Raw genomic sequence first — 26087 nt, 5'->3', positions numbered from 1 at the left:
CCGGTACCCGTCAGAAATTAGCGACTGCCGCCGAGCGTCTTGACCGCTTCTTCGAGCGATCCCTCGCTGTCACGCAACAGGCCAGTGATGTTGTCGAAGGCGCGCGTGACCATGATCAGCTGCGACATTTCCTGGATGGCATTGACGTTGGATTCCTCGACGAAGCCCTGCATCACGCCGACATCGAAGCGATCGACCACCGGCTCGGCCTGTGCCGTCGGCTGAACAGCACTGTTGTCGAGGCGCATGAAACCCTTGCTGAAATCTGCCTCATAGAGACCGAGCGAGGCGACAGCCACGCCGTTCTGATGGATCGCACCATCGGCGCCGACGGTGATCTCGCCGCCGCTGCCGTTGAGCTGGATCGGCGCTCCGCCGGCGTCGAGCACTGGATAGCCACGGATAGTGACGAGTTCGCCGGTATCGGTGAGCGTGAAACGCCCGTCGCGCGTCAGCGCCGGGCCGGATGGCGTCTCGATCTGGAACCAGGCATCGCCCTTGATCGCAAAGTCGAGAGCCGAGCCCGTGCGCGACAGCGAGCCGTTGTTGGTGTTCAGGAATTCCTCGCCCTTGCTGACATAGGCAACCTTGGTCGGCTTGGTGTCGCCGAGCATCTGATTGAACTTCACCTCGGTGCCACGGAAACCGACGGTGCCGGAGTTCGCGATATTGTCGGCAAGTGTGTTGAGGCGCTTCTCGAGCGCCATCTGCGACGAAATCGCGACGTAAAGACCGGTTTGCACGTTCAATTTCCCCCGAGTTTCAGGCTGTTGATGGACAGGAGAAGATCGGAAGAAATGCCGTAGCCGCTCGAAGAGCCGAAGACTGCGAGCGGATCATAACCGTCCGTTGAATTTTTGGTTTCCCAGAGCGCCGTGAACCGGTCGAGAAACTCGGTCACCTTGCCCGGGTTCTGGAAATCCTTGAAATCGATCGCCGCTTCATAGGCCTCGGCCTGACGATCGACATTGGTTGCCGCGAATTCGTCGGGCAATTGCAACGCGGTGCGCACCACCTGGGCGAGCGCCTCGTCGGCGATGATGGCGTAGCCACTGCTGATCGTCGGCGCCATGCGCGAAAAATAGAGGGCAAGCCGCACGCCGGCATTTTCCTCACCGGCGTTCTGCTCCAGCGTCTGGCGAGCATATTTGTCGGCGACGCCCTTCTGGGCACGGTCGAAGGATGTGGCGGCCGCGCCGTGGGCGGCGAAGTTCAGCGATTCGACGAGCTGCTTGTAGCGGTTGTCGGTCAGCTTGTTGGCAAAGGCGTCGTCCTTGTCGATGCCTTCGGTCAGCACCTTGCGCATGAAAGCCTTGGCATAGGCCATGTCTTCGAGACCGTGAGCCTTCATCGCGTAGTTGTAGAGCCTGGTATCGGCAAAGAAATCGTCGATCGTTTTGACGTCGCCGATCTTCGACAGGTAGTACTCCGTCTCGCGCGCCACATCCGGCTGCTCGGCAACGCGGGCCAGCGACTTCGTCAAGTCGGCCGTTATCAGCTTGTAGCTCGTGTAGGTCGTGGTCACGATCGGTTCGCCCCTGCCGGAATGACACAGACAGAGCATGCGCCCTGCCTTGACAAATCCTGACCGGATAGCCTTGCGCGAACCTGTTCCGATGAATGACCCCCATCGCCCGCGCCGGCCAGCCTCACGCAAGGATGAAACCGTATCCCGTTAGCGGAAAATAGGATCGCGACAGGTATCGAAAATGAACATCATCATCGGGCTTCTTGTGACGTTCGGCTGTATTCTCGGCGGCTATCTGGCCATGGGCGGCCACATGGAGGTCCTCAACCAGCCTTTCGAACTGCTGATCATCGGCGGCGCCGGCATCGGCGGCTTCATCATGGCCAACTCGATGAAGGTGGTTAAGGATACCGGCAAGGCGCTCGGCGAAGCCTTTCGCCACAAGGTGCCGAAGGAGCGCGAATATCTCGACACGCTCGGCGTTCTCTATTCGCTGATGCGGGATCTGCGCACCAAGTCGCGCAACGAGATCGAAAGCCACATCGACAACCCGGAAGAATCCTCGATCTTCCAGGCAGCGCCGACGGTTCTGAAGAACAAGGAACTGACCGCCTTCATCTGCGATTACGTACGTCTGATCATCATCGGCAACGCCCGATCGCACGAGATCGAAGCGCTGATGGACGAAGAAATCCAGACCATCACCCACGACAAGATGAAGTGCTATCACGCGCTGAACACGATGGGCGACGCCTTCCCGGCGATCGGTATCGTCGCGGCGGTTCTCGGCGTCATCAAGGCGATGGGCGCGATCAGCGAGGCGCCGGAAGTTCTCGGTGCCAAGATCGCAGCCGCACTCGTCGGCACGCTGCTTGGCGTGTTCCTGTCCTATTCGATCGTCGCGCCGCTGGTCGCCAACATCAAATCGGTGCGCGAGAAGCAGAACCGCCTCTACATCATCGTCAAGCAAACGCTGCTTGCCTACATGAACGGCTCGGTACCGCAGGTCGCTCTCGAATACGGCCGCAAGACCATCTCGGCCTATGAGCGTCCGTCGATCGACGCGGTCGAGCAGGAAATGATGAACCCCGGCGGCGGCGGCGAAAGCAAGGCGGCTTGATCCCATGAATTCCGCAACATCCAACGTTCACGCATTCGACCGGAAACTCCTGGCGCGCATGACCGGCGCGCTCGGCGACGACAGGGTGATCGGCCGGCTGGCACTCGAACTCGGCCAGGTCTTCAGTGAGTTCCTGCCCGACATCTGCCGGGCGGAAACGGGTCTTGACGTCACGATCGGCTATGCCGGTTTCCGGACGGGGCTGCGGCGGGAGCTGATCGCCGGCCTAGGTACCGGCGTGGTGATCAGTGACGTGTCCTTGCGCAACTGGTGCGCGGATTTCCAGATCGGCTGCGACAGCCCGATCATCATCACTCTCGTCGAGGCGCTGCTCGGCGCCGAGCCGGCCGGGATAGAAGAGCCGCAGCCGCGTGCGCTCTCCCAGATCGAGATCGACGTCGCCGTGCCGCTTTTCGAAAAGATCGCCGACGTGTTGCGCACCGCTGTCAACGCGCCGGGCGGGTTCGAAGCGATCGTCGAACGTCCGCTCAACAGCGCATCGCGCCCCAAGCCCGATCCCATGATCGAGGACATCCATGCGGGCGCCATCGACATGACGATCGGCTTCGGCCCGGTCATGTCCACCTTCTCCGTCATCGTCCCGCAGAGCGTGCTCCTGAAGACCACCATCGTCTTCCCGAAGGGCAGCGGCCAGCAGCGCAAGGCGAAGGCCGAATGGACCGAGCAGCTCGAAGAACAGGTTCGCCGCTCTGCCGTCACGATCGAGGCGCGCATCCGGCTCGAAAGCCTGACGCTCGAAACGATCAGCCGGCTGCAGGCGGGCGACGTCATTCCCTTCCACGACGCCCAGGACGTTCGCGTCGACGTCAACGCCAATGGTCGCGACCTCTATGTCTGCGAATTCGGACGATCGGGATCGAAATACACGGTTCGAGTCAAGGATACCCACGGCTCCGAGCAGGACATCCTTCGCCACATCATGAGTTAAATCGGCCTGCCGCGCGCTCGCAGCATGCCTGAGGCAAGCTTCAACTGGAATAGTTCTCACATGGCACCCAAGAAAGCACCCATCAACGAACAGGCAGAAGCCGCTGTCGGAGACATGGAACTCGACCAGGCGATCAATGACCTGCGCGGTGTCCTCAAGCAGGATTCGGATGCGCCGGCAGCCTTCGGCTCGGATTTCGGCAGCGAACCCGCTGGCGCCGCAACCGACTTCGGTAGCGACTTCGGCGCACCGGCCGGCGGCCTCGACGCGTTCGGCGGCGATTTCGGCTCCAGCGACTTCGGCGCCGACCTCGGCGGCGGTTCCGTTTCGAGCGATTTCGGCGGCACGGATTTCGGTGCGACGTCCTTCGACAGCGCTGACGCTGCGATCGACGCGCCGCCCGGCAGCGGCATGACGGCCAACCTCGACCTGATCATGGATATCCCGATCGACGTCCAGATCGTGCTCGGCACAAGCCGCATGCAGGTGTCCGGTCTCATGAACTTGAGCGAAGGTGCAACGATCGCGCTGGATCGCCGGATCGGAGAGCCGGTCGAGATCATGGTCAACGGCCGGGTGATCGGCCGCGGCGAAATTACCGTTCTCGAAGGCGACGACACCCGATTCGGCGTCAAACTCATCGAGATCAAGGGCAGCAAGAAGTCATAAAACCCGATGATCGGGCGAAGGATGAATCCATGATGGATTTCGAAAGTTTCGAGGCTCAGGCGCTATCAAGGCCGCTGAGCCAGACGGACAAGGCGGCGGCCGTCCTGCTTGCCATGGGCAAGGGCGTCGCAAGCAAGCTCTTGAAGTTCTTCACCCAGAGCGAGTTGCAGTCGATCATCGCCGCGGCGCAGTCGCTGCGCGCCATTCCGCCGCATGAGCTGGAAGCACTCGTCAACGAGTTCGAAGACCTCTTCACCGAGGGCGCCGGGCTGATGGACAATGCCAAGGCGATCGAAAGCATCCTCGAAGAAGGCCTGACCCCGGACGAGGTCGACGGCCTGCTCGGCCGCCGCGCCACTTTCCAGTCCTACGAGGCCAGCATCTGGGATCGCCTGCAGGAATGCGACCCGGTCGCCGTGTCGGTACAGCTTGCCAAGGAACATCCGCAGACGATCGCCTACGTTTTGTCGATGATGCCTTCGGGTTTCGGTGCCAAGGTGCTGCTGCAGCTTTCCGAAGAGCAGCGGCCGGACATCCTGAAGCGCGCCGTCAACATGAAGGACGTCAACGCGAAAGCCGCCGCGATCATCGAGAAGCGCGTCATGGAAATGATCGGCGAGATGGAAGCGGAACGCAATTCGGCCGGCCCGGCCAAGATCGCCGAGGTCATGAACGAACTCGACAAGCCGCAGGTGGACACCCTGCTCGCGTCGCTCGAATCGCTCAGCACCGCTTCCGCCAACAAGGTGCGCCCGAAGATCTTCCTCTTCGACGACGTGCTCTACATGCCGCAGCGCAGCCGCGTACAACTCTTCAACGACGTGTCGACGGACATCATCACGATGGCGTTGCGCGGATCGACGGGAGAACTGCGCGAATCGGTACTTGCCTCGATCGGCGCGCGCCAGCGCCGCATGATCGAATCCGATCTCGCCATGGGCGATGCCGGCATCAACCCGCGCGACATCGCGATCGCACGGCGCTCGATCACCCAGGAAGCCATTCGCCTGGCGGCCAGCGGCCAGCTCGAGCTCAAGGACAAGGACGCGCAGGCGGCCTGATCGAGCAGGCGCGCCGCATGGGCCCGTCGGGCGGACGGCTGGCGCGCGCCTTCCTCACCGTATTTCCTGTTGAGCCCTGGCGAATGCCGGGGCTCAACGCTTGCCTGCCCTGCCTTCCGGGTTCACTACTGCATTTCCTTGGATCGGCCTCGATTTGAGGAGCACGCAGCAGCTCAACGTGTTGCAACGACCTTTGCGCGTCTGAACAGACGCACGGCGCTGCAGAAAACGCGATCAACGCTGCCCAGATGTAACCGGAGCCTCCTGCTTCATGTCTGATGATCAGGATAAAGACAGCAAAACAGAGGCCCCGTCAGAGAAGAAGATCTCCGACGCTGCCGAGAAGGGTAACGTGCCCTTCTCCCGCGAGGCGACCATGTTCGCCTCGACGCTCGCGATCTACATCTTCTTCGTCTTCTTCCTTGCCGACGGCGTCGGCACCATGGCCGAGGCCCTCAAGGACATCTTCGAGCAGCCGGAAGCCTGGCGGCTGGAAAATTCGACCGACGTGGTGGCACTCATCACCCATCTCGCATGGAAATCGGCCGCGCTGCTCGTTCCGGCCTTCGTGCTGCTCATCCTCTTCGGTGTCGGCTCCTCGATCTTTCAGAACCTGCCACGGCCGGTTCTCGACCGCGTCCAGCCGAAGCTGAACCGAATTTCACCAATGGGCGGGCTCAAGCGCATCTTCGGCGTGCAGGGACTGGTCGAGTTCGGCAAGTCGCTGTTCAAGATCATCATCGTCTCCGTCGTCGTCGTGCTGGTGCTGTGGAACAACTACTTCGCGACGCTCGACTTGATGTTTTCGGACCCGGTCACGATGTTTTCGACGATGGCGAACGATCTCAACGAGATCATGATCGTCATCCTGTTTGCGACCGCGGTTCTGGCGATCGCCGACCTCTTCTGGTCACGGCACCATTGGTACACCGAACTGATGATGACCAAGCAGGAAGTGAAGGAGGAAATGAAGCAGGCCCAGGGCGACCCGATCGTCAAGTCGCGCCTGCGTTCGATGCAGCGTGACCGGGCGCGCAAACGGATGATCTCGTCCGTACCGCGTGCCACGCTGGTGATCGCCAACCCGACTCACTACGCGGTCGCGTTGCGTTATGTCCGCGAGGAAAGCGACGCGCCCATCGTCGTGGCGATGGGCCAGGACCTGGTTGCCCTGAAAATCCGTGAAATTGCAGAGAAAAATGGCATACCCGTCTTCGAGGATCCGCCACTTGCACGCTCCATGTTTGCACAAGTCTCGGTCGATAGTGTGATTCCACCCGTGTTTTACAAGGCTGTTGCCGAGCTCATTCACAGGGTGCATGCGTCGCAACCAAAACGGATGACATAACTCCGATGAAAAAGTGCGAATTCTCCGAGAAGCGGGAACAGATCGTAGCTGAAGCAATCCGCCCTGTGGCGACCGAACTGCGGCTCATCGACGCCGCCGATTTCATCGCCCTCTTGCGGTTCGAATCCTACGCCAGCCTCGCCGATCTCGTCGAATCCGCGGCAGAACTTTACTTTCTGCCCGGTACGGTCAACTTCGGTCTCGGCGGCAACTACAATCTCGATTGGGATTGCGAGCCGGAAATCGTCCTCGACCTGGAGCTCAAGCCCCGCGGTGTCACCATCTATGTCCGCCTGTCCCTTGGCAACGAGACGGCCGGCATCGAGATCAGCCATATCAGTTTCCAGAACCCGTCGGCCGACCCGGACGAGAACACGGCCTTCCTGGCGCGGAGCCTGGTGGACGCAAAATTCATCAAATCCTACGAACTGCCGCTCGCAAGCTAAAAGAACCGCGCCTGCGCCCCAGTATTCTGCAGATGGCGCCGGCGCTGAATGCGCTTAGCTGATGTAGCCAAGGCGGATCGCCTTGGCGATCGCCTGGATGCGGTTGACCGAATCGAGCTTGGTGGTCGCAGCGCCCAGATAGGCGTTGACCGTATGGACGGAGAGGCCCATGCGCTCGGCAATCTCTTCGCTGATATGGCCGTCGCCCGCCATCTGCAGGCAGGCGATCTCGCGGTCACTCAAGGTTTCGGCCGGCGCCATGCGCTTTTCATCGGCGGCCAGCAGGTCGGTCATGATCATGCAGCTGCGACCATGCAGATCCACCACCTGTTCGGTCGAGGCATCGATATAGCTGCCGGCGAAGATGACGTAGCCGTTGCCCTGGGCGCCGAGCCTGACAGGAAAGGCTATGCCCGAATAGGCAAGCTTGCGCACTTTCAACCGATACGCAAAGGGCGCGAGTTCCGAGACTTCCGCTGCCTGATGCTCCCCTGCCCCGTTCCAAAGCACCGGCAGCAGGGATTGATCGAGATGGGCAACCAGTTCCTCGCCATAGGCGGTGATGAGATCATGCGCGTTCGCTTCGGCCGTAAGGCCCCAGTTGTCGAGGACGCAGGTCAGCTTTCGGGCCGTGCCTTTACCGCTGAGGCGCAGCACGGCGAAATGCTTGGCATTGATCTGCCGCTGCATCGCTTGCAGACGCGTGACCAGGGTTGCGGCACGTGCGGCGCGGTTGCCCTGCCGGGCGAGCTTGTGGTCGTCGTCGATCCGCCCACCACCGAGAAAATGCGTCATCGCGCCCGTTCCTCACACAAGATTGTTGCGCACCGCGTAAGCTATCGCTTCCGATCGCGTCCTGGTCGCGGTCTTGCGCATGACGCTGGTGATGTAGTTGTTGATGGTGTTGCGCGAAATTCCGAGGATCACCGCGATCTCTTCGCTGGTTTTGCCCTCGGCGATCCAGAAGAGGCATTCGAGCTCGCGCTCCGTCAACTCGAAGTCTCGATCGTGCCGGACTTCGGCGCGCGTCGTGAAGCTTGCGAGGTAACCCGCAAGCAGCGTGACGTCCCGCAGGCTCTCCTGCGAGAGGATCACGTCTTCCGGCATGAGCAGCATCAGCGAGAAGCGCAGCCGTCCGACGTTGAAGGTGACCGCACAATATTCGCGGCTGATGCCGCGCGGCAGGCCGATGTCATCGGGCAGCGCGTAGAAGCACGGCTGCAGCACCGCCAGGCATTTTTCAAGCTCGGTCGTCTTGGCGTGGAGCGACGTGACGACGCCGGAGAGGCGCCGCACCACGTCGAAGGGCCAATCGGAACAGACCACGAAGTCGAGCCCGTTGTCCTGCGAGATGTCATAGCGCGCCAGAAGATAGTGGCTCGCGCCGACATATTCGGTCAGCGCCGACAGACCGCTGCCAAGACCGCCCCGACCGGCGACTTCCCCCAGCCTTCGCAAAAGTTGTTCGCGCGAGAAACCGCCGCCGCGTGCACGTGTCGGTGCCGTCGGCAAAGGCCAGACAGCAATGTCTGCTTGCGAAATGTCCATGAGTTCAGCCCCCGTGCCGGATTCACATCCCGGAACTGCACTTGCACTGTCGCCGCCAACAGCCGGCCGAAGCCGAATATTACCACCAGTCGCAGATCAGGACGCGAATCAACTGTTAAAAATGTACATCGGCACGAGAAAAATACCACCGCCCTGTTCTGGCTATTTACTTCACACCCTGTGCATAGACCGATTCGGCCCAGACAGGCCTCGCCTGTTCTGCCCAATGACGTTCATCGCCTATGCCAAGGCACAACACATTGATAGACAATGCATTTCTACTTGAAAACCTGCCGTTCCCGCGCGTCAGCCGCGATCCTGGACAGCGCTATTGGCGTGGTTTTGCCCAACAAACGGGCGCTTATTGCCGAAATTCGAAAATTAGAACCTGAAGAAATTATACTTTGTTTTCACAGCTGTGGCTGAAATGCATCAGGAGTTTTTCGGGCTCTTCTCATTTTACCGATATATAAATTGTGAAACTTTCAGAATAAATCTGAGTGCATGCGAAGTTATATTTCAGTTTGACTATGTATAGCTGGAATCCGGTATAGTAGATGACCGCACCGAATGCACGCCATGCGCGCGCGACGAATCTATAAATTAAGATATCGTTAAAATATTACCATTCTCGGCTCCCACAGGACTCAGCGGCCTCACTTCGAAACTTGAAGCAAATTTGCGGCAGTGGCGGCGGACGCGCCCGGACTCTCACAATATTTGGCCCGAACATAGACGACGCCGCCTGACATGCGGGAGCGACGCCACAAACACAAATCCCGCCACAAGGGCGGGATCTGTTTGATTGCGGCAGGGCTGCGGCGATATCAGGCGGCCTTGTCGAGGGCCCATTTGCGCAGGATTTTCGCCGCGCGTTCTTCGCTGATCTCGACCATCCGGGCCAGGCGCCTTTCCGGGCCTTCCTTGACACGGCGGTTGAAGCCACCGTCTTCGCCCATATTGAGCAGGTCGTCGGTGCTGTCGAAGCCGAAGTCCGACCCGAAGCCTTCCATGAGCGCCCCGCCGGCACCGGCATTGGCCGGAGAGAAGTCGGGCAGTTCGAGACCGGCGGCTTCGCCTTCGAGCTGGCCGGCAGTGCTGCCGAACCCGAGCTGACGGGCGAGCGGCCGCATGCCCCAGACGACCAGAGCGGCCACCACGATAAAGGCAAGGGCATTGATGATGCCGCCGAGATTGCGGGTCAGGGTTTCCATCACGCCGGGGCCGGCGACGGCCTGGTCGAGCAATTGCGTTTCGACGAAGTCCATGGCGGTCAGGGTCACGACGTCGCCGCGGTTCGTATCGAGGCCGGCAGCGGAAGCGACGATCTTCTGCATGTCCTGCAGATAGGCGTCGATCTTCGCCTGGTCGGCCGGCTCGCCGACCATCGCGGCCAGTCGGCCACGGTTGACGACGACGGCAATGGAGAGGCGTTCGATCGTGTAGCTGTTCTTGACGGTAGCAATCGTCTTGCTGTTGATCTCGTAGTTGGTCTGCTCTTCCTTCTTCTCGGCCTCGTCGCTCGACTTCGGGCCGGCGCCGCCGCTCGGGGCAGCCTGAGGAATGTTCTGCTGGACGGTGGCGGCATTGTCCGGCTGCTGCTGGCTGGACTTCTGCTCTTCCTTGGTCACGCGCGTGGAGCGTTCAACCCGCGATTCCGGATCGAAGACCGTTTCCTGGATCTGCTGGGTATCGGTGTTCAGCCGCGCGGTGACACTCGAACGGAAATTGTCCATTCCGAGGAAGGGCGCCAGCGCGTTGTCGATCTTCTTCTCGAGCTCGGTCTGCACATTCTGGACGACGCCGAGCGACTGGTTGAGAGCGCTGTTGGCCGGATCGTCGCCGGAGGCGAGCAACTGTCCGGTCGAATCAAGCACGGTCACGTCATCGACGTCGAGCCCCGGTACGGAAGAGGCGACGAGATGGCGGATCGAGGCAGCGGCGCTGCGGCCGACGGTGGCGCTGGCGCGGATCATGACCGAGGCTGTGGGGTTCTGGTCCGCCTTGCGGAAGCTGCCGCGTTCCGGCATCACGATGTGGACGCGGGCGGCGGCGATGCCGGAAATCTGCTGGATGGTACGGCCGATTTCGCCTTCGAGGGCACGCACCCGCGTCACTTCCTGCATGAAGGAGGTGAGGCCGAGCGAACCGACATTGTCGAAGAGTTCGTAACCGGCATTGGCACTGCTCGGCAGGCCACGCTCGGCGAGCAGGAGGCGCGCCTTGCTCGTCATGCCGACGGGAACCTGGAGGCTGGCGCCATCGGAGCCGACATTGAAATCGATATTGGCCTCAGCCAGCGCGATGCTGATCTGGGTGACATCGCTGCGTTCGAGCCCGACATAGAGCGTTTCGAACGAGGGTCTGTTGACGTAAATGCCCGCCCCGAGCACCAGGCCGACCGCGACAATGCCGGCTGCCGCCAGCGCGATCAGCTTGCCCTGCCCGAGATTGCTCAGGTTCTTCGTGACCGTCGAAAGTTGATCCAACAGACTCATTCTGTTTCCGCACCCAGTATCGCAGAGCTTTCAAGCCGGTCATCGGCCGAGCGCCCTGCGCAGTTCCAACATTCGGGTTTGCTGGGTATCGACATGCTTTGTATCGACTTCCAATGCGCGCGAATCTACCAGCCCCGATCGGGACCGTAGGAAACGAAACTTGCGCGAAATTGGCTTGATCGGCCCGGATCGCCGATCGAATGGACGCATCGGCAGAGTTATCCACTGACTGACAAGAGCCTGTGAAGGCGGATATCCGGGGTAAGCGGCATGAGCTGAGCGCTGGTCTGCGCGCCGCAAGCCGCTGATTTTGCGGCGCTATTGCCAGATTCGCGCGTCGCACAGACTTCCGACGAGCGTCAGAATGCCTCGAAATCACCCGCTGCCTTGGTCAGCGGCTGGGAGTGGCCGTGGCGCAACATGCCGTTGCCAAGTGCCTTCTTCATATCGGCAAGCTTGACGAGACTGACGGCAGTGGTCACGTCGACCAGCCAGTCGTCGGGGATCGACGCCGTTATGGTGTCGATGAACTCCGCGATGCCGCGCGTCTTCTGCACCGCGAGGTCGATGCCCTGCAGCAGCATCATCTTGTCCGGATTGGCGAGCGCATCGGCCCCCTCATCACCTGCCAGCTGCGGTTCGATCCGTTCGATCAGATAGGCGACGTCATGCAGCTCGGTGACGATGCGCATCAGCACTTCGGGCAGTGCTTCTTCCACGTGCGGCATGTGGCCCTGGTAGTCGGTCTGCATTGGTATGTCTCACGTGGCTCGGGGCTTCGGTAGAAGGTCTTATTTGCGGCCTGCGAGGCGCCTGCCCCGCAGGATCAGAAGAATTCGATCGAGCTTTCGGCCGGCTTCGGCGCGATGACCGGACGCTCCTCCAACTGTACGGTGCGCTGCGTCTCGACGCCGGTCAGGGCATATTGCCGGGCCCGGCCGCTGGACGGCCAATATTCGAGCTTGCGACCGTGCTCGCCGCCGGTGCTTTCGCCGACGATGCGGATGCCTTCGTCGAGCAGGAACTGCCGTGCGAAAGCGGCATTCTGTTCGCCGACATTGGAGAAACGCGCGATCGTCTTGGCGCCGCCAAAGATCTTGGCTTCAAGACGATCTCTGCGCGCGCCCTGCTTCAGCAGTCCGTTGATCAGGAGCTCCATGAGATGGACCCCGTAGCGGGTCGCGTCGCCGCCGGAAGCGGGCGACGTCGCGGAACCTGGCAGCAGGAAATGGTTCATGCCGCCGACACCGACCACGGGATCGCGCATACATGCCGCCACACAGGAGCCGAGAATGGTCGACAGCACGATATTGGGATCGTTGAAGACCTTGTACTCGCCCTGGATGACATGCACGCGCTTGCCGGCGGCTTCCATGTTCATTTGAGCGCCCCGAATACGGCTTCGATCGCCGCCTTCATCTTTTCGATGGTGAAGGGCTTGGCGAGCACGTTGTTGGCACCGAGGGCCGCCGCCTTCTGGACGAGGGCACGATCGCCCTGGGCCGTCAGGATGATGAAGGCCGCCTTCTTGGTCGCCGGGTTGGAACGGACCGCCTGCAAGAGGCCAAGACCATCCATCTTCGGCATATTGAAGTCGGAGATCACTAGATGGTGCGGGTTCTGGGCCATGATCTTCATGCCCTGCTCCCCGTCACCGGCGGCGGTGATCTGCTTGAAACCGAGCTGCTGCAGGGCATCACCCAGCAGCAGGCGGCTCGTCACCTGATCGTCAACGATCAGAACTTTGATTTTTTCGGCGATGGACATTATTCGCTTCCTTCCTTGCGGAGCGCCGCTGCTTTCAGGACCTCCTCCCCGATGGAACCGAGGGGGAGCTGGGTTTCAACGGCGCCCAATTCATAGGCGACTCTCGGCATGCCGTAGACGACACATGTCTTTTCGTTTTGTCCGAAGGTCTTTGCCCCGGCATGCCGCATTTTCAGGAGACCGGAGGCGCCATCGCGCCCCATGCCGGTCAGAATGACGCCGATCGCATTGCGGCCGGCGAGTTCAGCAACGGAATCAAACAGCACATCTACCGACGGCCGATGTCCGTTGACCGGTTCGCGATCGACCAGGCGGCAGCAGGGTGCCGTCGCGTTCGCGACCTGCAGATGGCGCTCGCCACCGGGTGCCAGGTAGACCTTGCCGATTTCGAGCCGCGCACCATCCGTCGCCTCCTGCACCGTCGGCGCGCACAGGCGGTTCAACCGCTCGGCAAAGCTCTTGGTGAAGGTGTGCGGCATGTGCTGCGTGATGACGGTCGGCGGGCAATTGGCCGGGAACTTCTGCAACACCGTGATCAGCGCCTCGACGCCGCCGGTCGACGCACCGATGGCGATGATCTTGCGGCCGGCCCGGTATTCCGAAGCCGTGTTCGCGTTGGCGGCAGCGGGAGAGCCCGCGATCTTGTTGCCGGTGATGATGAACTTGCGCTGCGAACGCGCTGCCGCCTTCACCTTGTCGACCAGGCCGGCGAAGGGATGTGGATCGCCCGGGTGCGGCTTGCCGACGCAATCGAAAGCACCGATTTCGAGTGCGGCGATCGTCGCCTCTGCGCCCTTGTGTGTCAGCGTCGAGACCATGATGACCGGCATCGGTCGGAGCCGCATGATCTTGTCGAGGAATTCGAGGCCGTTCATGTTCGGCATTTCGATGTCGAGCGTGACGACATCGGGGTCGAGTTGCTTGATCGCCTGGCGCGCTTCCATTGCGTCGGCCGCCTGGCCAACGACGGTCACATCAGGGTCGGCGTTCAGGACAGCGGTGATCAGGCCACGCATGGTGGCCGAATCGTCAACGACGAGAACACGAGCGGGAGCGGTCATGCCCGTCCTCCATGAAACTTGCCGGTATGGCGGTAGGTGGTGATACCGATGTTGTCGAAGTGCGACTTGGCGTCACCCGACACGCGCTCGGAATGCCCTATGTAAAGATGACCGTCGGTGTTCAGCATGCCGGCGAAGCGCGACCAGATCTTCATCTGCGTCGGTTCATCGAAATAGATGACGACGTTGCGGCAAAAGATGACGTCGAACGGGCCCTTGAACGGCCATTGCGCCATCAGGTTCAGCTCGTTGAAGGTGATCAGGCGCTTGACCCGATCGTCGACCTGCCACTTGAAGCGGCCGCCGGCATTGACCTCGGAGAACCACTGCTTGCGCATGGCGGGGTTGACGGTTTCAAGCGCGGTTGCGTCATAGGCGCCGGCACGGGCGAGTGCCAGGATCTTCGGATCGATGTCGGTCGCAAGGATGCGGAAGTCGTAGTCGGCCGCGTTCGGCAGCAGCGACAGAACCGTCAGCGCGATCGAATAGGGCTCCTGCCCGTCCGAGCAGGCCGCCGACCAGATACGCACCCGGCCGCCGGCCTTGGCGCGCGCGATCAGCTCCGGCAGCACTTCGGTCTTCAGGTGCTCAAAGTGGTGGTTCTCGCGGAAGAACCGCGTGAAGTTGGTGGTCAGGTGCGAAAGCATGTCGCGGCGCGCGGCGGCGCCGGCGGGCGAAGCGACCAGCTGGCAATAATCCCGGAAGCCCTTGAGCCCGAGATTGCGGATATGCTTCGACAGACGCGAATAGACGAGCGACGCCTTGCTTTCGTTGAGATAGATGCCGGCATCCGCATAGATCATCGCGGCGATCTCGGTGAGATCGCGGCGGGTCAATGGATATTCGCCGCTGGCCAGGCACTCGTCCGGCGACAGCTTCTGTTCGAATGCGACCTGGTTCCTCATGCCGCTTCCCTTTCTTCCTGCGGGAAGATTGCTTCCAGCTCTATGAGGCAGATCATCCGGCCTTCGATCGCCAGCACACCGCGGGCGAAGCTCTTCTCGAACTCCGACGAGACAACGTCGGGTGTCGGCTGGATCTTGTCATTGGTGATGGTCAGGATGTCGGAGACGGCATCGACCAGCAGACCGACGGCCTGGCTTTTGACCTGCGCAACGATGATGACGTGACGCACGGTCGGCTCGGCCGGCTTCATGCCGAGCCGGGCCGAAAGATCGATGATCGGCAACACGGCACCGCGCAGATTGATGATGCCGAGCATGTAGGTCGGCGCGTGCGGCATCGCCGTCGCCGGCGTCCATCCGCGGATTTCGCGCACAGACATCACGTTCACGCAGAACTCCTGGTCGCCGACGCGGAAAGCGATCAGCTCTCGCCCGTCCGTGGTCAGACTTTTTGCGACATAGGTCATCACATTCATCCAGCAGCGGCGAGAGACATTTCAGGCTTCAGCGACTGGCCACGCGAAGCGGCCACGATCGTGTCGACGTCGAGAATGAGCGCCACGCGGCCGTCGCCGAGAATGGTCGCCGCAGCGATGCCCGGCACGTGGGTGTAGTTGGCCTCGAGGCTCTTGATCACCACCTGGCGCTGCCCCTGGATCGCATCGACCATCAGCGCACGCTGACCGCCACCTTCCGATTCCACCAGAAGTGCTACGCCCTCGACCGGGTTCGCCTGGATGGCGCGGAAATTCAGGATGCGGCCGACGTCGACGAGCGGGCAGAAGGAGTTGCGGATCGAGATCAGCCGCTGGTTGGAGCCGAAGGAATGGATTGCCGAAGCTTCCGGCTGCAGGGTCTCGACGATCGCGGTCAGCGGCACGACGAGCGTCTGGTTGGCGACGGTGACCACCATGCCGTCGAGCACGGCGAGCGTCAGCGGCAGGCTCATGGTGAAGACCGAACCGTGACCCGGCTTCGAGGAGATGTTGATGCGGCCACCGAGCGCCTGGATCGAGCGCTTGACCACGTCCATGCCGACGCCGCGGCCGGAAATGTCGGAGATCTTGTCCGCCGTCGAGAAGCCGGCGTGGAAGATCAGGTTGTCGATCTCTTCGTCCGAGAGATTTGCGTCGGCCGCGATCAGGTCGTTGTCGATCGCCTTCTGGCGCACCTTCTCGCGGTTGATGCCAGCGCCGTCGTCGGCAAGTTCGATGACGATACGGCCTGAGCGATGCTTGGCCGTCAGGCGCACCGTGCCTTCAGCGCTCTTGCCGGCGGCAAGTCGCTTCTCCGGCGTTTCGAGGCCGTGGTCGACCGCGTTGCGGATCATGTGGGTCAGCGGCTCGGCAAGCTTGTCGATGACCGTCTTGTCGACTTCGGTGTTCTCGCCCTCGGTGATCAGGCGGACCGATTTGCCGGTCATGTCGGCGATTTCGCGGACGATGCGCGACATGCGCTGGAACACCGGCTTCACCGGCTGCGCGCGGATCGCCATCACCGAATCCTGGATCTCGCGGGTGAGCTGCTGCAGCTCTTCGAGACCCATGTTGATCGAGGACGTGCCGTTGGCGTCGTTCTCGACGACGCTCTGCGAGAGCATCGCCTGGTTGATGACCAGTTCGCCGACGAGGTTGATCAGGCGATCGACACGGTCGAGATCGACGCGGATCGTCGGCGTGCCGGCCGATGCGGCTGCCTGCTGGGCGGCAGCGCTCTGGGCCGCGCTGGCGGCGGGCGCTGCCTTTTCGGCAGGGGCGCGGGCTGCGGATTGCGCCATCTGCAGCACGTTGCTGGCGGTGCCTGCGGCCGAAACGGCGGCGTTGCGGATGTCCTGCTGTCGGGACGCGAGCTGTTCTTCCTCCTCGACGACACCGACCGAAACCGCCGGCTCATCATCAAGGATCGAAAGATCGAAAGGCACCGGCTGCATCGGCAGCTCTTCGCCCGACTGCGTAGCCTCGTCTTCGACCAGGGAAATCTCCAGGTCGCAATCCCACTCGGCGAATTCGAAGACGGTGCGGATCGCGTCCTCGCCCTTGTCGGTCGCAAGCTGGATCTTCCAGGAGAAATAGGCGCTCTCCGGGCTCAGCCGCTCGAGCGTCGGCAGTGCGCCCATGTCGCAATGGATGCTCATTTCGCCAAGGCGGGAGAGGTCGCGCAGAAGCAGCGTTGCCTCATTGCCCTTGGCATAGAGATCGGACTTCGGCTTGAAGACGATCTCGTAGGTGGGCATTTCCATCAGCGGCGGTTCTTCGGCAGCGTCGAAGTCGTCAAAGGAGAAAGCGACAGGCTGGAAGCCTTCGTTGCTGACCGGCGGCGGAGCCACGGCGGCAACGGGCTTGGCAACCACTTCGACGGGCGCTGGGGCGGCTGCTGACGCTTGCGGCACTTCGCCGTTCGCCAAAGCCTCAAGCTCCTTGATCAGCTGGCGGCTGCGCGCCTCGTCGACACTGCCGCCGTCACGAGCGGCATTGGTGAGGTCGGCGAGCACGTCGGCCGACTTCAGCATGACCTTCAGAACCTCCGGACCGGGATCGAGCCGGTTGGAACGAACGCAATCAAGGGTCGTCTCGAACACATGCGCGAAGGAGACGAGGTCGTCGAGCCCAAAGGCGCCAGCGCCGCCCTTGATCGAGTGCACCGCGCGGAACACCGCATTGACCGTTTCCGGGTCGCGGTCGCCGTCATTGAGCTTCAGCAGACCCGATTCCAGTTCGGCGAGTTGCTCCTCGCACTCCTGGAAGAAGATCTCTTTGATTTCGTTCATATCCATTGGAGGCTATCCCCGGACTTCAGGCCGTTACGCGCTCAATTGCATCGATGAGTTTGGTCGGGTCGAACGGCTTGACGATCCAGCCCGTTGCCCCCGCCTGGCGCGCGCGGTTCTTCTTTTCCGCATCACTTTCGGTGGTCAGCACCAGGATCGGGATGGCGCGGTAGCGATCGTTCTTGCGCACGCCTTCGATGAAACCGAAACCGTCGAGACGCGGCATGTTGATATCGGTGACGATCACATCGGGGTTGGCTTCTTCCAGAACCTCAAGTCCCTCGACGCCGTCCTCGGCCTGGATCGTTTCGAACCCGGCATTGTTCAGCGTGACCAGCAGCATGTTTCGGATCGTCCGGGAGTCGTCGACCGTCAGAACTCGCTTCTTCATTTCTCAAATCTCCTTTGCCACCAGATGATCGATCTCGACCCCGATGAGCTGTGTCGTTTTCTCGAAAGCGTCCGACACCTTGCTGAAGGTGAAAGACAAATGATCCTCTTCCCAGGTCTTGGCGCCGGCCATCAGCACCTGGACACAAAGCGTGCCCACCCGCTCGACCGCCGAAGCGTCGATCACGATGTCGCTGCCTTTCAGAGCGATCAGCTTCTCGTGCAACGCCGTCGCCTCATTCAGGTCCAGCACCGGAGCGAGGCTAAGCGTCTTCTGAGCGGTCTTCTTGCTGGCCATTCCTGTCTTCCTCGACTGCTAACTCTGTACTGCTCTTGAAATCAGCGCTGCCATCCGGCGAGCTGCCGTTGCGGCCCGTCGTCGAACAGCGGCAGTCCCGGCTCTTCAGCAACTACGCCCAGGGCCGGCCGGCTCGGTTCGCGACCGACAGCTGACGAAACGGGATGACGCCGCTCCAGACGAAACCGACGGATGGTTTCGCCAAGCTCGACGATGACGGTGTGGAGATCGTCCGACGAACGCGCGGTTTCTCCCGCCAGGGCAGCACTTGCCTGCACGCCCTGGGAGATCGTGCCGATCTCGGCGGCAACGCCCCGGAGGTCGCCGACCTGTTGCTCCGCTTCGCGGGCTATGCCGGAAACGGCCGAATTGATCGACGTGACCTGCTCGACGATGCTGCTGATCGCGTCCTGCGTGCGGCCGACGATCTCGACACCGGTTTCGACCTGCGCCTTGGTGCCGGAGACGAGCTGCTTGATTTCGCGGGCCGCCTCACCGGAGCGCTGCGCGAGCGCGCGCACTTCCTGGGCGACAACGGCAAAGCCGCGACCGCTGTCGCCGGCCCGCGCCGCTTCGATGCCGGCATTGAGCGCCAGCAGATTGGTCTGGAAGGCGATCTCGTCGATCACGCCGATGATCTGGCCGATCTTTTCGGCCGATGCCTCGATGTCGGCCATGGCGCTGATCGCCTGGCCGGCGATTTCGCCGCTGCGCTCGACGGCGATGCGGGTTTCGTTGGCCTTCGTCTCCGTGGCGCTGATGCGGCCGGAGCCGCTCGCCATGCGTCCAGCCATGTCGGCAAGTGCTGCAAGTTGCCCGGACAGCGCATCGGCTTCGACACTCGCCTTGTCCGAAAAGGTTGCCGCGTTTCCGCGCATGCGATCGACCAGAGCTTCGGCGGAACGGTTGTGGTGGTCAGATGCCTGCAGGCTCTGTTGAATTTGTTCCAGCGCCGCATTCAGACTGGCGACGATCGGCTGGTAGGCTTCCGCTGCCGCTTCCGGCAAGCGCGCACCAAGATCGCCCTGGCTCAGACTCTCGGCAAAGTCGCCGAAGAGCGCCTTGACTTCCTGTTCGTCGGCGCTGCGCTGCTCGGTCAGCTGCCGCTGGTGCTGCTGGCGCAGGGCATTGAAACGGAGCGAAACACCGATCTCGGTGTCGACGAAGACGGTGCGCACCAGCGCGGCGACGAGGTCGCAGAGCTCGCGGCGACGCGCCTTGCCCATCGGCAGGAAAGATCTCGGCCAGGCCTCTTCGATGAGACCGACGAGCAGATGTTCGAGCACGACCGCGTGGCTTGCCATCTGCCAGCGCGGATCGAGACCCATGCGGCTTGCCGTGTCGGCGAGCACCTTGACGCGCTCGGCATAGAGCCCATCGAAACGCGCGTCGGTCAGCACGTTCCAGTGCGACGACTGAAGATCCTGGAGGCGATCGATCTGGCGATCGCTGTCGAAATGGCGGGCGGCATCGGGATAGGTCTGGAGGCGCTGGAAAAGGTCGCGAAGCGCCTGGTCGATGCGGGGAGAAAGCTTCTGTCTATGATCCCGGACGCGGTTGCAGCTCTCATCGTCGAGCCCGGCAAAACGCAAGCGCTCCAGCAGGCTGCCTGCCTGGCCCTTCCTTGCCTGTTCTGACGATGCTTCCTGCCTCAACGCTGATCCCCGGGTAATGCGCGTTTTCGAATTTGCCCGGGGCGGTTCAAGGGGAGCCACAGTCCACCGGACGTGCACGCCACATCGATGAGATCAGCCCCCGCCAGCAGCGTCTGCTATCGTTCATCCCGCAAGTAAATTCGGTGAAGAATGGATACCGGACCGGAACCGGTACGGCGGGGCGGCATCATGCCTTGAGGAGACTTGTGAATTATCCCATTCCGACGTGTGGGACCATGTTTATGGTTAATTCCTTGCTTGAAGGTTAACGGTCCCTCGCCTCTAATCGGATTCACTAAAATTCGCAGGGTGTTTTCGCGGGCCATTTCTGCACTGCAACAAAACTGTAATAAAGCCCCTGGATTACAACAGGTTCTCACTCACAAGAGTTTAGAATTGTACTTCGACTTGCGCTCGCGTATCGAAGCGAAAGTGAAGTGGGCGCTCAATGCGCGAAGAAACCTTCGCAAGAGCGGGATGAGGAAAAGTGTGTGCGGTTTTCCTCCCGCATCCCGCTCTAACTAGTAAGAAATCGATCACGTTTATGATTGGGGTCGCTGCGACCCAAATCATCGTGATCTAGGCAAAGCGACATCATGATGATGCGCTTACAGGAAACGAACAATGATTGTTCTTGGTATTGGCGCCGCACTCACAGCAATCCTGACAATGATGGCAGTATCGATCGTGCTCAACATCGAGCATAACCGCTCGGCAAATCGCAGCTCTGTGTTTTGAGCGGGCTCGGGCCCGTATCTTACTGACACAGCCAAGCGTCTTGCGGCCGTGACCGGATGTTCTACGGCCGCTTTTCTTTGCCTGTATGCTTGAGTGCCGCCTCGCGCCATGCCTGCGCATAGATGACGAAGCTCTCGGGAATCTCGCCCGCAACCGGCTCGATCCCGGTCCTGACCCTCGATCCCTGGACGAGGCAGGCTGCACCGAGGCTCGTGCCCGTAACATTCTGGGGATCGGCGAAGACCGGCCTTCCGGTCGCCGCTGCGAGCATGCGCAGATAGGCCTTGTTTGCGGCAAACGGTCCCTCGACGACGACCTCCCCGCGCGCGCCGATCAGATCGAGGCAGGTGGCCGTCATCAGCGCCAGGTGAAACGAGACGACGGCAAAACGCTCGGCGGCGCCAAGCGCCTGTTCGTCGGTCGTCCAGATCGCCTTCGAAGCCGGAAAGGGACCAGACCCCTCGGGAATGGACGGCAGCAGCATGTGGCCGGCCTTGGCGACCGTCTCTTCCACATCCGGCGATGCGGGAACCGACCCCTCCCCCAGCAGAAGCTGGAAGGCGCGGCCGCCCATGAAGCGGGCCGAGGGCACGGGCTCGCCGAGCGCGTTGACGTTGATGAGCGTGTCGCGATGTTCGTCGAGCGCCTTCGGCTCTGCGCCGACCGCCAGCATGACGACCCAGGTACCAGTGGAGACCACCGAGAATGGCGAAGCGCGCGTCAGCAGATGCGGGAGCAGCGATGCGTTGGAATCATGAATGCCGCAATAGACGGGCGTCTCGGCGGCAATGCCGGTTGCGGCACAGAGTTCCGGTCGCAAGGCACCGGCGATATCGTTCGCCTTCAAAACCGGCGCAAAGAGTGGCCTCCAGCCCTGGCGTTCGACCAGAGACGAGAACGTGCCGGCTCGCGGGTTCCAAAGATCGGTGTGACAACCGAGCGAGGTCAGTTCGTTGCAGAGCACGCCGGTCAGCCGATAGGTCCAGTATTGAGCGTAGGTGAGGATCGAGGCGACCCGGGCAAAATCATCGGGAAAGGTCTTCTGCTGCCAAAAGAGTTGCGCCCCGACATTGAGGCCCATCGGCAGGCGTGCCGAGCCGGTCTCGGAAAATGGCGGCCGCGCCGCATCATATTCGGCGGCAAGGCTGTCGGGACCGGCGTATTCATAGTCCAGCACCGGAAGCGCAAGGTGGCCTGCCGGATCGAGCACCACCGCTGTCGCGCCATGGGTGGTAATGGAGACTGCCTCGAAGGCGTGTTCGGCGTTGAGCGCCGCGAGGCTCTCAAGCAGGAAGGCCCAGAGATGGTCGATATCGAAATGCGGATAGGGACCGTCCCTTTGTACCACATTCGCCGTTTTGCGAACGGCGATCTCCTCAAACCGCTCGAGATCGACGGCCGCGACCTTCGCATTGGTCTTGCCGATATCGATGACGCCAACGACCCGCATCGCATCAGTCCATATGAAAGACGGTCTTGAGCGGCACCGCCACCGGCTCGTTATCGCCACGGGTTTCCATGATATCGGCCATGTAGGCCCACCACTTCCGCATGACCGGATGGGAGGGCAGGTCGGCCATGCGGTGATCGTCAGTGCGCCAGAGCACGCCGAAGAGCAGGCTGGTCTCCTCGTCCAGATGGATGGAATAGTCGGAGACGCCCGCCTCCTTCAGGAGCGCCGCCAGCTCCGGCCAGATGGCATCGTGCCGCGCCTTGTATTCGGCGGCCATGCCCGGGTTCAGCCGCATGCGGAAGGCGTATTTTTCCATCGGAACCTCAATGCGCGAGACGGCGGCGGGCACGCCGCCAGAGAATGGGGAGTGCGATGACCGAGATCAGCAGCAGTCCGATGAAGATCGACATGACGATACCAGGCACGTTGAGAAGGCCGAAGCCGAAGGTCACCATGCCCATGATCAGCGCCGCGAGCACGACGCCGGGGATGGTTCCGGAGCCACCGAGAATGTTGACGCCTCCGAGCACCACCATCGTCACCACTTCGAGCTCCCAGCCGAGCGCGATCGACGGACGGGTCGAGCCGAGGCGCGAGGTCAGGCAGATCGATGCAAGCCCCGCCATCAGACCGGTAAGCAGGAAGAGGATAAACTTGATGCGCGCGACCCGGATGCCGGAAAAAAGCGCTGCAGTCTGATTGTTGCCAATGGCATAGACCGCACGGCCGAAATTGGTCTTGTGCAGGACGATGCCGTAGACGATGGCGAGGATGACGAAGAGCGTGAACTCGAAGGAAAACACCCACCAGACATAGCCCTGGCCGAACCAGGAGAAACTGCCGGGATAGCCGGTGAAGGCCTGGTCGCCGAGAATGATGAAGGAGAGCCCGCGGAAGAGGCTCATGGTGCCGATGGTCACCACGATCGACGGCAGCCCGAGACCAGTGATCAACAGGCCGTTGACCGCGCCGCAAATGAGGCCCACTGAGAGGCCGATCGCCACCAGCGCCGGCGTATCGAAGCCGAGCTGGACGGCATAGCCCATCGCCGTCGAGGCAAGCGCGATGATCGAGGCCACCGACAGATCGATCTCGCCGGAGATGATCACGAGCGCCATGGCAAAGGCGATCATCGCCTTCTCGGTGAAGTTGAAGGTCGCGTCCGAGAGGTTCCACGGATCGAGGAAATACGGCGACGCCAGTGAGTTGCCGAGGAAGATCAGGCAGGCGACGACGAACAGCAGGCTTTCCCAGCTCCTCAAAAGCCGGGCGCCGCGCCCTTCCAGCCGATCGGGGATGTGGCGGGGAGCCAGGTGGGTTTCGGCCATCAGACAGCCTCCGCTTTTCTCAGGATGACACGGCCCTTTCGCCGCTCGGCGCGGGCGTTGACGGCAACAGCGATAATGATGACCGTGCCGGAAATCGCCATCTGCGCGAAGGGCGAAATGTTGATGACCGGCAGGGCGTTCTTGATCACGCCGAGAAACAGCGCGCCGAGCACTGCACCCGCGACGGTACCGATACCGCCGGCGATCGAGATGCCGCCGATGACACAGGCCGCGATGATGTCGAGCTCGAAGCCGGCGGCGATGTCGACATAGGCGACGGCATAACGCGACACCCAGAGATAGCCGGATAGCCCGGCGAGCGCGCCCGAAAGGCAATAGGCCGAGAAGCGGGTGCGGCCGACATCGATGCCGGTATAGACGGCCGCATGCGGATTGCCGCCGACGGCATAGAAGGCGCGGCCGAGGGCCGTGCGGTTCATCAGCAGGAAGACGAGCCCGATCATGACCAGCGACAGCCAGGAAAGAACCGGGAAGCCGAAGAGCGCGTCGCGCGGCAGCGCCTTGAATGCATCACTCATCTGGTGCGCGTTGATCCACTTGCCGTCGGTCAAGAGGAAGATCAGGCCGCGATAGATAGTGAGCGTGCCGAGTGTCACGACGATCGGCGGAATATCGAGTTTCCAGACGAGCGCGCCGTTGATCATACCGAGCAACGCGCCGAGCGCGATCGCGGCGAGCATGATCAGTGGGATCGGCAGGCCCGGAAAAGCAGCGTTCAGCATCGCCGCGACCATGCCGGAGAGCGCCAGGTTGGCAGCCATCGAAAGGTCGATGCAGCGCGTCAGGATCACAGCCATCTGGCCGAGCGCCAGGATAATGAGGATCGAGGTGTCGTTGTAGACACGCGCGAGATTGGCGGGTGCGACGAAAGGCGGGAAACGCCAGGTAATGAGCGCGAGCAGCACGGCGATCGCGCCGACGAGCAGCAGCTCACGATTCTTTAGAAACTTCGCCATCACGCGGCCTCCTGAATGCCGGCAGCGGCACGCACCAGCTTTTCGGCCGTCAGATCGGCGCGCTCGAAGCGCCCGGCGATCCGCCCCTCGCGCATGACGATGACGCGGTCGGACATGCCCATGATCTCGGGGATTTCCGAGGAGACCATGATGACGCTGAGGCCTTGAGCCGCAAGCTCGCTCATGAAGGCGTGCACGGCCGCCTTGGAGCCGATGTCGATGCCCTTGGTCGGCTCGTCGAGAATGATCACCTTCGGCTTGGTCGCCAGCCACTTGGCGATGACGACCTTCTGCTGGTTGCCGCCCGAGAGCGTGCCGACGTCTTGATCGAGCGAAGCAGCACGCAGATCGAGGCGCGCGGTGTACTCGCGGGCGAGCGCGAACTCGTTGGCAAGTTTCAGGAAGCCCGAGCGCGAGGTCCGCGACAGCGACGGCAAGGTGACGTTTTGAAAGATCGGCAATCCGATGATCGCGCCCTGGCGGCCGCGCTCTTCGGGCACATAGACGATGCCGCTGCGGATCGCCTCGGAGGGGCTGCGGATCACGAGCACCTCGCCATCGAGCCGGACCGCACCAGCGGAAGGCCGGGTGACGCCGATCAGCGACTGCATGAATTCCGATCGGCCGGCGCCGACGAGACCGTAGAAACCGAGGATCTCGCCGCGGCGAAGCTCGAAATTGATGTCCTCGAACTCGGTCGGGTGGCGGTAGCCCGAAACGGTGAGCACCGGCGCGCCGATCACCACTTCCTTCTTCGGGTAGACCGAACCGACGGCGCGGCCGACCATGAGGCGCACCAGTTCGTCCTGGCTGACATCGGCAATCAGGCCCTCATCCACCATCGTTCCATCGCGGAAGACGGTGTAGCGATCGGCAATGCGGAAGATCTCGTCGAACTTGTGACTGATGAAGAGGATCGCCTTGCCGTCAGCCTTCAACCGCTCGACGAGCGCATAGAGCTCGTGGATCTCCTTGTGCGACAGCGCGGCGGTCGGCTCGTCCATGATGACCACCTGGGCATCGACGGAAAGCGCGCGGGCGATCGCGACGAGATGTTTCTTGGCAATGCCGAGATCACGCAGGCGGATCGTCGGATCGAGATCGGCACCGGCGCGCGCAAGCAACGCGCGCGCATCAGTATTGAGCTTCTTCCAGTCGATCAGCCCGAAACGGTTACGCGGGGCGTGGCCGAGGAAGATGTTTTCGGCGACCGAAAGCTCGTCGAAAAGCACGGTTTCCTGGTGGATCGCTGTGACGCCGGCACGCGCTGCGGCAAGTGCCGTCGGGAAATGGACCTCCTGCTCCGCAACGCGGATCGTGCCGCCATCCGGCTGATAGATGCCGGTGAGGATCTTCACCAGCGTCGATTTTCCGGCGCCGTTTTCGCCGATCAGCGCGGTCACCGACCCCGGATAGAGCGACAGCGAAACGTCGGAAAGCGCCTTCACGCCGGGGAAGGATTTTGAGATCCCCTCAAGCGCGATGGCGGGCTTCATCCGCGATGTGAGCGTATCCTGGAGCAAGTTCCATTCCGCCTGATCTATGTGCCTGACATCGAGGGCACCGCAGTCTGCAAATGCCCCTCTCCTCGGGTTTAACCCGAGGACTAACCCTCTCCCCGCGCGCGGGGAGAGGGAACGA

Annotated in this window: 26 protein-coding genes; 6 read left to right on the top strand and 20 right to left on the bottom strand. The window is 61.8% G+C overall.

Features of this window, described 5'->3' with window-relative positions:
- Positions 1 to 17: 17 nt before the first annotated feature.
- Both flgF and ASE60_RS02885 read right to left on the bottom strand, forming a co-directional pair.
- Positions 18 to 743: a flagellar basal-body rod protein FlgF gene (flgF, locus tag ASE60_RS02890; RefSeq protein WP_057248206.1), complete on the bottom strand. Its 726-nt coding sequence runs from the start codon at positions 741 to 743 to the stop codon at positions 18 to 20.
- A 2-nt stretch (positions 744 to 745) separates the two neighbouring features.
- Positions 746 to 1525, bottom strand: coding sequence for a DUF1217 domain-containing protein (locus ASE60_RS02885; RefSeq protein ID WP_057248267.1), 780 nt, complete (start codon positions 1523 to 1525; stop codon positions 746 to 748).
- Positions 1526 to 1709: 184 nt separating this feature from the next.
- Here ASE60_RS02885 and motA point away from each other — a divergent pair, with 184 nt between their 5' ends.
- From motA to ASE60_RS02855, 6 genes are all read left to right on the top strand, one after another.
- Complete coding sequence (gene motA / locus ASE60_RS02880) at positions 1710 to 2588, top strand: flagellar motor stator protein MotA (protein ID WP_057248205.1); 879 nt, start codon at positions 1710 to 1712, stop codon at positions 2586 to 2588.
- Positions 2589 to 2592: 4 nt separating this feature from the next.
- Positions 2593 to 3537 (top strand): FliM/FliN family flagellar motor switch protein, encoded by a 945-nt coding sequence (locus ASE60_RS02875; RefSeq protein ID WP_057248204.1) that lies wholly within the window; start codon positions 2593 to 2595, stop codon positions 3535 to 3537.
- Positions 3538 to 3561: 24 nt separating this feature from the next.
- On the top strand, positions 3562 to 4206 hold the full coding sequence (gene fliN, locus ASE60_RS02870) for a flagellar motor switch protein FliN (RefSeq protein ID WP_082615703.1): 645 nt from the start codon (positions 3562 to 3564) through the stop codon (positions 4204 to 4206).
- 29 nt (positions 4207 to 4235) lie between these two features.
- Positions 4236 to 5267 carry a flagellar motor switch protein FliG gene (gene fliG, locus ASE60_RS02865; protein ID WP_057248202.1) on the top strand — a complete coding sequence of 344 codons (1032 nt, stop codon included), beginning with the start codon at positions 4236 to 4238 and terminating at the stop codon, positions 5265 to 5267.
- A 271-nt stretch (positions 5268 to 5538) separates the two neighbouring features.
- A complete protein-coding gene (gene flhB / locus ASE60_RS02860) occupies positions 5539 to 6615 on the top strand; it encodes a flagellar biosynthesis protein FlhB (protein WP_057248201.1) in 1077 nt (358 codons plus the stop codon).
- Positions 6616 to 6620: 5 nt separating this feature from the next.
- On the top strand, positions 6621 to 7061 hold the full coding sequence (locus tag ASE60_RS02855) for a hypothetical protein (RefSeq protein WP_057248200.1): 441 nt from the start codon (positions 6621 to 6623) through the stop codon (positions 7059 to 7061).
- A gap of 54 nt (positions 7062 to 7115) precedes the next feature.
- On the opposite strand, the gene ASE60_RS02850 is transcribed toward ASE60_RS02855, so the two are convergent.
- The 18 genes from ASE60_RS02850 to ASE60_RS02765 all read right to left on the bottom strand — a co-directional run bounded on the left by ASE60_RS02850 (position 7116) and on the right by ASE60_RS02765 (position 25942).
- Positions 7116 to 7856, bottom strand: coding sequence for a helix-turn-helix transcriptional regulator (locus ASE60_RS02850; protein WP_057248199.1), 741 nt, complete (start codon positions 7854 to 7856; stop codon positions 7116 to 7118).
- A 12-nt stretch (positions 7857 to 7868) separates the two neighbouring features.
- Positions 7869 to 8609: a LuxR family transcriptional regulator gene (locus ASE60_RS02845; RefSeq protein WP_057248198.1), complete on the bottom strand. Its 741-nt coding sequence runs from the start codon at positions 8607 to 8609 to the stop codon at positions 7869 to 7871.
- Between the two features lie 827 nt (positions 8610 to 9436).
- The gene (gene fliF / locus ASE60_RS02840; RefSeq protein ID WP_057248197.1) at positions 9437 to 11107 is read right to left on the bottom strand and encodes a flagellar basal-body MS-ring/collar protein FliF; all 1671 of its coding nucleotides are present in this window, start codon (positions 11105 to 11107) and stop codon (positions 9437 to 9439) included.
- Between the two features lie 359 nt (positions 11108 to 11466).
- Positions 11467 to 11859, bottom strand: coding sequence for a hypothetical protein (locus ASE60_RS02835; protein ID WP_057248196.1), 393 nt, complete (start codon positions 11857 to 11859; stop codon positions 11467 to 11469).
- Positions 11860 to 11933: 74 nt separating this feature from the next.
- Positions 11934 to 12488 carry a chemoreceptor glutamine deamidase CheD gene (cheD, locus tag ASE60_RS02830; RefSeq protein WP_057248195.1) on the bottom strand — a complete coding sequence of 185 codons (555 nt, stop codon included), beginning with the start codon at positions 12486 to 12488 and terminating at the stop codon, positions 11934 to 11936.
- Positions 12485 to 12874 (bottom strand): response regulator, encoded by a 390-nt coding sequence (locus ASE60_RS02825; protein WP_025425902.1) that lies wholly within the window; start codon positions 12872 to 12874, stop codon positions 12485 to 12487. Before ASE60_RS02825 ends, cheD begins: the two co-directional genes overlap by 4 nt.
- A complete protein-coding gene (locus ASE60_RS02820) occupies positions 12874 to 13935 on the bottom strand; it encodes a chemotaxis response regulator protein-glutamate methylesterase (protein WP_057248194.1) in 1062 nt (353 codons plus the stop codon). The genes ASE60_RS02825 and ASE60_RS02820 overlap by 1 nt, the downstream gene beginning before the upstream one ends.
- Entirely contained in the window at positions 13932 to 14840 is a 909-nt protein-coding gene (cheR, locus tag ASE60_RS02815; protein ID WP_057248193.1) for a protein-glutamate O-methyltransferase CheR, read from the bottom strand. The genes ASE60_RS02820 and cheR overlap by 4 nt, the downstream gene beginning before the upstream one ends.
- Complete coding sequence (locus tag ASE60_RS02810) at positions 14837 to 15307, bottom strand: chemotaxis protein CheW (RefSeq protein WP_057248266.1); 471 nt, start codon at positions 15305 to 15307, stop codon at positions 14837 to 14839. The genes cheR and ASE60_RS02810 overlap by 4 nt, the downstream gene beginning before the upstream one ends.
- Positions 15308 to 15312: 5 nt before the next feature.
- Positions 15313 to 17613, bottom strand: a complete 2301-nt coding sequence (locus ASE60_RS02805) for a chemotaxis protein CheA (protein WP_057248192.1) — start codon at positions 17611 to 17613, stop codon at positions 15313 to 15315.
- A gap of 19 nt (positions 17614 to 17632) precedes the next feature.
- Entirely contained in the window at positions 17633 to 17998 is a 366-nt protein-coding gene (locus tag ASE60_RS02800) for a response regulator (RefSeq protein WP_025425897.1), read from the bottom strand.
- A 3-nt stretch (positions 17999 to 18001) separates the two neighbouring features.
- Positions 18002 to 18295, bottom strand: coding sequence for an STAS domain-containing protein (locus tag ASE60_RS02795; RefSeq protein ID WP_057248191.1), 294 nt, complete (start codon positions 18293 to 18295; stop codon positions 18002 to 18004).
- A 41-nt stretch (positions 18296 to 18336) separates the two neighbouring features.
- Positions 18337 to 19950 carry a globin-coupled sensor protein gene (locus tag ASE60_RS02790; protein ID WP_057248190.1) on the bottom strand — a complete coding sequence of 538 codons (1614 nt, stop codon included), beginning with the start codon at positions 19948 to 19950 and terminating at the stop codon, positions 18337 to 18339.
- 799 nt (positions 19951 to 20749) lie between these two features.
- Positions 20750 to 22138 carry an FGGY-family carbohydrate kinase gene (locus ASE60_RS02785; RefSeq protein ID WP_057248189.1) on the bottom strand — a complete coding sequence of 463 codons (1389 nt, stop codon included), beginning with the start codon at positions 22136 to 22138 and terminating at the stop codon, positions 20750 to 20752.
- Between the two features lie 4 nt (positions 22139 to 22142).
- A complete protein-coding gene (gene rhaM / locus ASE60_RS02780; protein WP_057248188.1) occupies positions 22143 to 22457 on the bottom strand; it encodes an L-rhamnose mutarotase in 315 nt (104 codons plus the stop codon).
- A 7-nt stretch (positions 22458 to 22464) separates the two neighbouring features.
- A complete protein-coding gene (locus ASE60_RS02775; protein ID WP_057248187.1) occupies positions 22465 to 23469 on the bottom strand; it encodes an ABC transporter permease in 1005 nt (334 codons plus the stop codon).
- Positions 23469 to 24449: an ABC transporter permease gene (locus ASE60_RS02770; protein ID WP_057248186.1), complete on the bottom strand. Its 981-nt coding sequence runs from the start codon at positions 24447 to 24449 to the stop codon at positions 23469 to 23471. The genes ASE60_RS02775 and ASE60_RS02770 overlap by 1 nt, the downstream gene beginning before the upstream one ends.
- A complete protein-coding gene (locus tag ASE60_RS02765; protein WP_057248185.1) occupies positions 24446 to 25942 on the bottom strand; it encodes a sugar ABC transporter ATP-binding protein in 1497 nt (498 codons plus the stop codon). Before ASE60_RS02765 ends, ASE60_RS02770 begins: the two co-directional genes overlap by 4 nt.
- Positions 25943 to 26087: the final 145 nt, after the last annotated feature.

Origin of the sequence: Ensifer sp. Root278, from assembly GCF_001429285.1 — a bacterium.
Lineage (GTDB): Bacteria > Pseudomonadota > Alphaproteobacteria > Rhizobiales > Rhizobiaceae > Ensifer.
Note: the sequence above shows the minus strand (reverse complement) of the source record. Positions and strands in the feature narration are given on the sequence as shown.

What these genes read in the sequence shown, in the direction of transcription:
- motA (WP_057248205.1), top strand. Translation starts at nt 1,710, where the DNA reads ATGAACATCATCATCGGGCTTCTTGTGACGTTCGGCTGTATTCTCGGC.
- ASE60_RS02875 (WP_057248204.1), top strand. Translation starts at nt 2,593, where the DNA reads ATGAATTCCGCAACATCCAACGTTCACGCATTCGACCGGAAACTCCTG.
- fliN (WP_082615703.1), top strand. Translation starts at nt 3,562, where the DNA reads ATGCCTGAGGCAAGCTTCAACTGGAATAGTTCTCACATGGCACCCAAG.
- fliG (WP_057248202.1), top strand. Translation starts at nt 4,236, where the DNA reads ATGATGGATTTCGAAAGTTTCGAGGCTCAGGCGCTATCAAGGCCGCTG.
- flhB (WP_057248201.1), top strand. Translation starts at nt 5,539, where the DNA reads ATGTCTGATGATCAGGATAAAGACAGCAAAACAGAGGCCCCGTCAGAG.
- ASE60_RS02855 (WP_057248200.1), top strand. Translation starts at nt 6,621, where the DNA reads ATGAAAAAGTGCGAATTCTCCGAGAAGCGGGAACAGATCGTAGCTGAA.
- ASE60_RS02850 (WP_057248199.1), bottom strand. Translation starts at nt 7,856, where the DNA reads ATGACGCATTTTCTCGGTGGTGGGCGGATCGACGACGACCACAAGCTC.
- ASE60_RS02845 (WP_057248198.1), bottom strand. Translation starts at nt 8,609, where the DNA reads ATGGACATTTCGCAAGCAGACATTGCTGTCTGGCCTTTGCCGACGGCA.
- fliF (WP_057248197.1), bottom strand. Translation starts at nt 11,107, where the DNA reads ATGAGTCTGTTGGATCAACTTTCGACGGTCACGAAGAACCTGAGCAAT.
- ASE60_RS02835 (WP_057248196.1), bottom strand. Translation starts at nt 11,859, where the DNA reads ATGCAGACCGACTACCAGGGCCACATGCCGCACGTGGAAGAAGCACTG.
- cheD (WP_057248195.1), bottom strand. Translation starts at nt 12,488, where the DNA reads ATGAACATGGAAGCCGCCGGCAAGCGCGTGCATGTCATCCAGGGCGAG.
- ASE60_RS02825 (WP_025425902.1), bottom strand. Translation starts at nt 12,874, where the DNA reads ATGTCCATCGCCGAAAAAATCAAAGTTCTGATCGTTGACGATCAGGTG.
- ASE60_RS02820 (WP_057248194.1), bottom strand. Translation starts at nt 13,935, where the DNA reads ATGACCGCTCCCGCTCGTGTTCTCGTCGTTGACGATTCGGCCACCATG.
- cheR (WP_057248193.1), bottom strand. Translation starts at nt 14,840, where the DNA reads ATGAGGAACCAGGTCGCATTCGAACAGAAGCTGTCGCCGGACGAGTGC.
- ASE60_RS02810 (WP_057248266.1), bottom strand. Translation starts at nt 15,307, where the DNA reads ATGACCTATGTCGCAAAAAGTCTGACCACGGACGGGCGAGAGCTGATC.
- ASE60_RS02805 (WP_057248192.1), bottom strand. Translation starts at nt 17,613, where the DNA reads ATGGATATGAACGAAATCAAAGAGATCTTCTTCCAGGAGTGCGAGGAG.
- ASE60_RS02800 (WP_025425897.1), bottom strand. Translation starts at nt 17,998, where the DNA reads ATGAAGAAGCGAGTTCTGACGGTCGACGACTCCCGGACGATCCGAAAC.
- ASE60_RS02795 (WP_057248191.1), bottom strand. Translation starts at nt 18,295, where the DNA reads ATGGCCAGCAAGAAGACCGCTCAGAAGACGCTTAGCCTCGCTCCGGTG.
- ASE60_RS02785 (WP_057248189.1), bottom strand. Translation starts at nt 22,138, where the DNA reads ATGCGGGTCGTTGGCGTCATCGATATCGGCAAGACCAATGCGAAGGTC.
- rhaM (WP_057248188.1), bottom strand. Translation starts at nt 22,457, where the DNA reads ATGGAAAAATACGCCTTCCGCATGCGGCTGAACCCGGGCATGGCCGCC.
- ASE60_RS02775 (WP_057248187.1), bottom strand. Translation starts at nt 23,469, where the DNA reads ATGGCCGAAACCCACCTGGCTCCCCGCCACATCCCCGATCGGCTGGAA.
- ASE60_RS02765 (WP_057248185.1), bottom strand. Translation starts at nt 25,942, where the DNA reads ATGAAGCCCGCCATCGCGCTTGAGGGGATCTCAAAATCCTTCCCCGGC.